The organism is Chamaesiphon sp. OTE_20_metabat_361, from assembly GCF_031364565.1.
The window spans coordinates 1-7,709 of the sequence record NZ_JANLWO010000735.1 but is presented as its reverse complement, the minus strand read 5'-3'; the positions used below and the strand labels follow the sequence as shown (position 1 = coordinate 7,709).

Here is a 7,709-nt window from a genome sequence, read left to right as displayed (position 1 = left end):
CAATACTTGAATTGTCATCCAGGTGATATCGATTTCCCACCATTTCATCCCGTGACGCGCTGAATATTGGTAAGCGTGGTGATTGTTGTGCCAGCCTTCGCCGTAAGTAGTCAGGGCAACCCACCAGCAGTTGGTCGAATTATCGGTTGTTTCAAAGTTGCGGTAGCCGAATTTGTGAGTGGCGCTATTTACCAACCAAGTGCAATGGTAAACGATGACTAGACGAGCGAACACGCCCCAAAATACAAACGGCCAACCACCGATCGCGTACAATATTACTCCCAAGACAACTTGCAAGGGGAAAAAATACTCATTCAAAAATTGATAGAAGCGATCGTTGGCAATATCCTTGGTAAAGCGGGGAATATCGCTTTCAGCCGGGATTTCAAAACACATCCATCGGACGTGGCTCCACAAGAAACCTTTCTTGGAATCATGATGATCGACATCTTCATCCGAATGTAGATGATGGTGACGGTGCAACCCTACCCACCAAATAATGCCACCCTGCAATGCTAGTGTGCCGCACAAAGCAAAGAAGTACTCTAACCATTTGGGCACCTGAAAGCTCCGGTGAGACAGCAGACGGTGCCAACCTAATGTAATCCCCAGTCCACCCGTAATCCAATGGAGCAGTACTGCCACCCCAACAGCTTGCCAGCTAAATAGTCCCGGTAAAAAAGCACAGACTGCGCCAATATGAAAGATAACGAGTGCGATAATCATCGTCCAATCGAGACGAAGTTTTGTTGATGCGGCAACAGTCATTGAGATAACCTATGAAGAGTTTTACTAATATGCCCGATCTGCTAGCAGATCCCACAGGCAAATAATTTACCCCATCGAATCATGAACGGCAAATTACTTATTCCAGCGGCAGAAAAGGCACTATCCCTGATTTTTAATGGTATTGACGGGCAAGTCAAGGGTAATCTCCGAAGAGTTTTGGAAATTTACGCCCGAAACAGAGTGGGTGTTCGGCATTTTAGCAGTGTCAGCGGCTACGGACACGACGATTTGGGGCGAGAAACGCTCGATCGAGTTTTTGCCGAAATTATGGGTGCGGAGGCGGCAGCGGTACGGGTGCAGTTTGTCTCGGGTACTCATGCGATCGCGTGTGCCCTATTTGGCGTACTGCGTCCGGGGGATGAAATGCTGTCGGTGGTGGGCGCACCTTACGATACCTTGGAGGAAGTGATCGGCACTAGAGGGACGGGGCAAGGATCGCTGAAGGAATTTGGGATTAGCTACCGCGAATTAGCCCTTGAGAGCGACGGGGGGATCGCTTGGGATACTTTGAGTCATTCGATCGAACAGCATACCCGTCTGGTGCTAATTCAGCGCTCCTGTGGTTATGCTTGGCGATCGTCTTTATCGATCGCGGAGATCGGGCGGATTATTGAAATTGTCAAACGCCAAAATCCCGACACGATTTGCTTTGTGGATAATTGCTATGGTGAATTTGTCGAAGATTGCGAACCGCCTGCGGTGGGTGCGGATCTGATTGCCGGATCGCTGATTAAAAATCCGGGGGGGACGATCGCCACAGGCGGCGGCTACGTCGCCGGGAGAGGGGATTTGGTAGAGATGGCGGCTTGTCGGCTCACAGCACCAGGGATCGGTTCTTCTGGCGGTGCTACTTACGACCAAAATCGGCTATTGTTTCAAGGTTTATTTCTAGCGCCGCAAATGGTGGGTGAAGCGATTAAGGGCAACCATTTGACAGCCTATGTGTTCGATAAATTGGGCTATGAAGTGAATCCGCTACCGTTGGCACCGCGTCGCGATGTGATTCAAGCGATTAAGTTTGGTTCGAGAGCGAAACTGATTGCTTTTTGTCGATCGATCCAACAAAATTCACCCATTGACGCTTATGTCGATCCCGTTCCTGGCAATCTGCATGGTTATGAGAGCGAGTTAATTATGGCAGGTGGGACATTTATTGACGGGAGTACGTCTGAATTTTCTGCTGACGGCCCCCTGCGCGAACCCTATACTGCTTTTTGTCAGGGTGGTACTCATTGGACGCATATTTCGATCGCGCTAGAAGCTGCGGTGGAGGCAATTGAAGCGATCGAGCCAAGCTAATTCATCGATTGCCAACGTTTGAATTTTGGCAATCGACTTTGACAGGCTTCATCTAAAGCAATAGATTCACAAAAATTCCAAGCTGGTAGTTATTTTATAATGCTACCGATCGAGCATTACATTTTTTGTGATACCGTTGAATTCAACCTGTCGATCGAATCGATTAGTTGCTGCTGTACTACTACTGGATCTGCTGCTGCTTCAGCCATAGCTTCCTGACGAGATATCTTTCTTTTAGCAGTTTCAAATGCTCTAATTACTAGGAAAATCACAAATGAAACTAATAAAAAGTTAACTACCGCAGCCAGGAATAAACCGTACTTTACTCCTCCAGCACTTAATTCAGCAATGTCTTTCAACTTGGCAGCTTCCAGCACTGGAGCCAAAATAACTGGAGTAATGATGTCTTTGATAAAAGACTCAACAATTTTAGCAAATGCACCACCCAAAATTACGGCAACAGCTAGATCTAGCACATTGCCTTTCATAATAAAATTCTTGAAATCGCCGATCAGACTACCTTGTTGCAATGCCATGGTTCTTATGTTGGTGTTGTAATGTTATTTAACAACACATCCTACCACTGGTTTCCGATTGCGGGAAGTCCCAGACCAGATTTTATCAAAAAATCCTTATCTACTCACCGATTTTATTCACAGCTAGATCGCCATCGGTAGCTCTGAAGTGCAGTGAGCGCATTTGCTAGCTTCAATCGGGATAGTAGATAAACAGTATAAGCACTCTTTAGTATCTGCTGCGGCTATTTTCCCCTCTTTTCGTTTCACCTTTGCCACAGCCCTAATCACCAAGAAAATTACCAGAGCAACGATCGATTAATTTCAAGATCGATCGCGAGTTGAAAGTATCACACATCATATCCCAATCGAGGGATCCGATCGATTGATAAATAAGATTGTAAAATACAGTTTGCCTACTTAATAGCGATTGACAGCCGAATTAATAGGACTAAAATAATACCCATACCACCAGAAAGAATCCACAGCCAGTTAGTGAGCTTAGTTGTGGTAATGAGTTGCTGTTTGCGATCGATTTTAAAATTATTGGCAAGCGTGCTGAGTTCAAAATCGCGCAACTCGATCCGCTCGAACTGGCGTTCTGCTTCGGCTTTAGCCTCACTGCGGACAGCTTCGATTTCTGCGGTGAATGTCTTGAAAATCGCCCGATCGTCACTAATCTGCTTGATGATTTCATCGAGTTGCGATCGTACCAGATCGGCTTTTTCAATCGATTCGGCAGTTAGCTCATAAAACTGTTCTTTTTCTTGCTGCACCGATTGGGAAAGTTCGCTAAAGCTGCGATCGATTCGAGTAATTTTAGCTTGGAGAGTTTGAGATTTTTCGACAATTCGATCGTGTATGGTTGTAATTTCGGCACTTAAACTATGTAGTTCATTAGTTTTTGTACTCATCTCTACGCTCATCCCGGCAATTCGCAAGCGATCTGTAGAGATCGCTTGAGATAGGCTTTGAATTGACTGTTGATATCGATCTAACTTTGCCTCTGATTCATCGCTACGCGCAGCGACTTGTGCCTGAATTAACTTGAGTGAATCATAAAAATTCTCTTGCCCAGTATTGACGCGATCGTGAGCGATAACCAAGGCATACCGAGCAGCTTCAAGTTGCGCTAACATCGCCCGAATCTCATCATATCCACCAAATTTAGCTAGGTTGGTGACAATTTCTGTATGAATTTTGGATAGTGAGTTTAATATTCGCTCGACATGTTCGATTTGACTTTTACTGTGCTGTGCTAATTGTTGAATCCGAAACTTAATTTGCTTGACTTCTAACACGTTGGCATCAACTCGATCGATTTGAGTTTGATTGCGTTGCGCTAATATTTGTAATTGAGATTGGGCGAGTGTCAGTTGCTCGCGGCTAGCGTTTAGAGCTTGAATTGATTCTTGAACGTGTGTGACTGGTTCGACTGTAGCGATCTGAGTGAGAATACTAGAAATCGAGCTAGCATCGGTTTCCAGACTTGGAGTAGGCGGATGTGGCGTGGATTGCTCCAAGGCTGTTAGTAATAAATCTAGTTCGGTACGGACATCAAGTGATGAGTCGATCTCGATCGAATCTGACTGATGTTTGCTGTCGATCTTCTTGAGATCGTTTCGATCGCCGTTATCATTTAGGATCTGTAAATTCCGATCGCGATCGCTAATATTTGTGATTTCGATCGCACTTAATGAGCGATCGTCTCCTACTACATCAAATCCAAGCTGTTGCTGGGTTGCCTCATCATATTCACTCATGAGATCGGGCGATTGCAGACGATCGTCTGCGGGATTTAATGTTAATTCAATGCTATCTGAACTTGGATGACTGCCATCTTGTGGAGTTGTGCGATCGAGATTGTGAGCTGAATTAGTCAAGTACTATACCTCCCAAGATTTCTAGTAATATCATCTACCATCTAATTGGGTATGTAACAACTCTATTAAATTGCTAAATATTATAACTGTTGAATAAATACTTCTAAATAGACTTTATGCTGAATTTTCAGTATAGCTAATATATCTCAAATGTATTAACAATGCTTAAAAAGCGGAAAGTTAGGCTGTTAGTGAGTCTAAAGGTATTAAAGCCGTAAATTAAATGAGTACAGCAGCACTCCCGATCTAAGACCCGATTTTTCATAGCGATCGCCAATTTACCCGTACTGTCTCGCCGCGCCCATCGCTAAGTTCCGATCTTCAGACCCAGCAGCACCAATCCAAAGACCACATAGTAGCCACTAGGTTCTCGTCTCACTAACATCTATAATGAGAGAAAATTGTCAAAATTATTGAAGATAGGTAATTATTGTGGCTGCTACCGTCCAATCGCCCGCTACAGCGCGTCGAGTTGTATTTCCGTTTACTGCTATTGTCGGGCAAGAGGAAATGAAATTAGCTCTGTTGTTAAATGTCATCGACCCCTTTATCGGTGGGGTGATGATCATGGGCGATCGAGGTACAGGTAAGTCTACGACAATTCGCGCACTAGCAGATCTACTCCCCGAAATCGATGTTGTGGCTGGCGATCCCTTCAATAGTCATCCCAGCGATCCCGATTTGATGAGCGAGGAATTGCGCGAGGAATTTCTGAGTACACATGCGACTTTTCCCGTCGCTACTAAAAAAGTGCCAATGGTGGATTTACCATTGGGAGCGACTGAAGATCGCGTTTGTGGCACGATCGATATTGAAAAAGCCCTTGCTGAAGGTGTCAAAGCTTTTGAACCAGGATTGCTAGCCAAAGCCAATCGCGGGATCTTGTACGTCGATGAAGTCAATCTCTTGGACGATCACCTCGTCGATGTCTTACTCGATTCGGCTGCTAGTGGCTGGAATACCGTCGAGCGGGAAGGGATCTCGATCCGTCATCCAGCGCGATTTGTCTTAGTCGGTTCGGGAAATCCAGAAGAAGGCGAACTCCGCCCTCAACTGCTCGACAGATTTGGGATGCACGCCGAAATTCGGACTGTCAAAGAGCCAGCTCTGCGAGTGCAAATCGTCGAACAGCGATCGGATTTCGACCAAAACCCCAACAAGTTTACCACTGAATATCAAGCCGAACAAGTACTTCTCCAGCAGCGCATCGTCGATGCTCAAACCAGACTCGCAAGTGTGTCGCTCGACTATGAGCTACGAGTGAAGATCTCCCAAGTCTGCTCTGAATGCGATGTAGACGGCTTACGCGGCGATATCGTCACTAACCGCGCTGCCAAGGCTTTAGCCGCCTTTGAAGGGCGCACAGAGGTCACTCTCGACGATATTCGCCGGATTATCGCGCTGTGCCTGCGTCACCGACTCCGCAAAGATCCCCTCGAATCGATCGATTCTGGCTATAAGGTAAATAAAGTCTTTGCGGAAGTATTCGGTGTAGAGTTGGCTGAAAAATAATCGCTCGATCGCAACTTCACAACAAAACTGGCTGCCATTGAGGAGCCAGTTTTTTTGTGTCAATGTCAAATTACCGATTTGGCAATATACTATTTTTTGCCAAATTTGCGCTTCTCAGTATGCCCAGCTTTTTGCTATCGGTAACATCTCGTGCCATCAGAAGGTAGATTGGGGTAGTTACAGGTCACTAGCCGCTCGGATTAGAATCACAATCTGCCTACTAATAGCTACTCCTGCTCATGAGATCGATCGCCGTCTGCTCGGTAAATCGAGTAAAAGGTCAATTGATGTCAGGATCGGTAATACCTACCTTGACTATAGAGTTACCCGCTCAAATTTCTAGCGTTTGGATGATGTTATTGGGTGAAAAGACAAGTTAGAGATGGGAGGTGGGGGTTGCAGCAACTCATGCAACATACCTGATAGTCAGCAATGCCAGATGATTGATTTAGCTACTCATTACTTCTGTCAGCAAAGCTTGGAGATCTGGCGTTGCCATTCGCGCGCCGGGAATCGTGACTAATTTAGCAGAAGCTAACGAACCCAACCGTCCGGCGGTTGCCCAATCCAGACCGTTGGTAATGCCATATAACAGACCACCAGCATACATATCGCCAGCGCCGACGGTATCGATCGCGTTAACGGGCACAGGGGCGATTTCAATTAATGTGTGACCGTCAAAGATTAGCGAACCTTTTGCACCGAGAGTAAGTGCAAAACTCTTGGACATAGTTTTTAAAAACTCGATCGCGCTGGTTAAATCCTGAGTACCAGCCATTTCCAATGCTTCACTCTCATTGGCAAATAACAGATCCACTCCAGTGCCGAGCATGTCGAGCAGTCCGGGTTTGAAGAACTTTGCCATATTTTGGTCGGAGAGAGTTAAGGCAACTTTTCGACCCGCATTGACGGCGATTTCTCTGGCTGCGATTGCCGCCTGTTTGCTAGTTTCGCCCGTAACTAGATAACCCTCGATATAAGTATAAGTGGAGTTGGCGATCGCGTCTGGCACTAGTTCGATGTCGGAGAGGCCAGAAGAAATCCCCAAGAATGTATTCATCGTCCGATCTGCATCTGGAGTTACAAACACCAGACATTTCCCGGTGATGCCATCGGCAGGGGGATGAGTTTTGAGATTGGTATCGACGCCGCACTCTAGTAAGTCGTTGAGGTAGTATTGTCCGGGTTCATCTTTGGCAACCTTGCAAGAGTAGAATGTCTTACCGCCAAATTGACTGATAGCGACGATCGTATTCGCACCGGAACCGCCACAGGTGCGCTTGCTGGCTGCACTACCCAGCCGCGCCAAAATTTTGTTCTGACTGGCTTCATCGAGGAGTGTCATCACACCTTTGTCGATGCCTAGTTCTACTAGTAGCTCCGGTGCGACTTCACACTCGACATCCAGTAGCGCGTTCCCTAGTCCATATACATCGTAGCGTGCCATAAAATCCCTCGTCTATAAAAGTATCGATCTCAGCGCGTAGCCCATCGATCGATGGTACCTTATCTGACGACCATAGCCGCGATCGCCGATCGATCTTGCTGGAATTTCACCAGTTGGGGGCACTTTCTTCGATGCAGACACCAAAAACCACTGAATGATTCTGCTAAAGTTAAAACAGATATTCGCGCTCAATCCTATGTCATACATTCGTTCCGATCTCGTTGGCTATTTCGATCGCCTCAAGCATCGACTATTATTATCGCT

The 7,709-nt window shown here is 46.2% G+C and carries 8 protein-coding genes; 3 read left to right on the top strand and 5 right to left on the bottom strand.

Annotated elements, in window-relative coordinates; genetic code table 11:
• Positions 1-768: fatty acid desaturase (locus RMO35_RS20915; protein WP_309743878.1), on the bottom strand; the 768-nt coding region annotated here is incomplete at its 3' end.
• Positions 769-849: 81 nt separating this feature from the next.
• On the opposite strand from RMO35_RS20915, the gene RMO35_RS20910 reads away from it, so the two are divergent.
• Positions 850-2,088 carry a methionine gamma-lyase family protein gene (locus tag RMO35_RS20910; RefSeq protein ID WP_309743877.1) on the top strand — a complete coding sequence of 413 codons (1,239 nt, stop codon included), beginning with the start codon at positions 850-852 and terminating at the stop codon, positions 2,086-2,088.
• A 116-nt stretch (positions 2,089-2,204) separates the two neighbouring features.
• On the opposite strand, the gene mscL is transcribed toward RMO35_RS20910, so the two are convergent.
• Positions 2,205-2,624 (bottom strand): large conductance mechanosensitive channel protein MscL, encoded by a 420-nt coding sequence (mscL, locus tag RMO35_RS20905; protein ID WP_309743870.1) that lies wholly within the window; start codon positions 2,622-2,624, stop codon positions 2,205-2,207.
• Positions 2,625-3,019: 395 nt separating this feature from the next.
• The gene (locus tag RMO35_RS20900; protein WP_309743868.1) at positions 3,020-4,486 is read right to left on the bottom strand and encodes a hypothetical protein; all 1,467 of its coding nucleotides are present in this window, start codon (positions 4,484-4,486) and stop codon (positions 3,020-3,022) included.
• Positions 4,487-4,918: 432 nt separating this feature from the next.
• Here RMO35_RS20900 and bchI point away from each other — a divergent pair, with 432 nt between their 5' ends.
• Positions 4,919-5,998 carry a magnesium chelatase ATPase subunit I gene (gene bchI, locus RMO35_RS20895; RefSeq protein ID WP_309743866.1) on the top strand — a complete coding sequence of 360 codons (1,080 nt, stop codon included), beginning with the start codon at positions 4,919-4,921 and terminating at the stop codon, positions 5,996-5,998.
• A 239-nt stretch (positions 5,999-6,237) separates the two neighbouring features.
• Complete coding sequence (locus tag RMO35_RS20890) at positions 6,238-6,378, top strand: hypothetical protein (protein ID WP_309743865.1); 141 nt, start codon at positions 6,238-6,240, stop codon at positions 6,376-6,378.
• 68 nt (positions 6,379-6,446) lie between these two features.
• On the opposite strand, the gene RMO35_RS20885 is transcribed toward RMO35_RS20890, so the two are convergent.
• Both RMO35_RS20885 and RMO35_RS20880 read right to left on the bottom strand, forming a co-directional pair.
• Positions 6,447-7,445 carry an adenosine kinase gene (locus RMO35_RS20885; RefSeq protein WP_309743864.1) on the bottom strand — a complete coding sequence of 333 codons (999 nt, stop codon included), beginning with the start codon at positions 7,443-7,445 and terminating at the stop codon, positions 6,447-6,449.
• 12 nt (positions 7,446-7,457) lie between these two features.
• The gene (locus RMO35_RS20880; RefSeq protein ID WP_309743862.1) at positions 7,458-7,586 is read right to left on the bottom strand and encodes a hypothetical protein; all 129 of its coding nucleotides are present in this window, start codon (positions 7,584-7,586) and stop codon (positions 7,458-7,460) included.
• Between the last annotated feature and the right edge of the window lie 123 nt (positions 7,587-7,709).

Coding starts and splice junctions, on each gene's coding strand:
- RMO35_RS20910 (WP_309743877.1), top strand. CDS start 850: ATGAACGGCAAATTACTTATTCCAGCGGCAGAAAAGGCACTATCCCTG.
- mscL (WP_309743870.1), bottom strand. CDS start 2,624: ATGGCATTGCAACAAGGTAGTCTGATCGGCGATTTCAAGAATTTTATT.
- RMO35_RS20890 (WP_309743865.1), top strand. CDS start 6,238: ATGAGATCGATCGCCGTCTGCTCGGTAAATCGAGTAAAAGGTCAATTG.
- RMO35_RS20885 (WP_309743864.1), bottom strand. CDS start 7,445: ATGGCACGCTACGATGTATATGGACTAGGGAACGCGCTACTGGATGTC.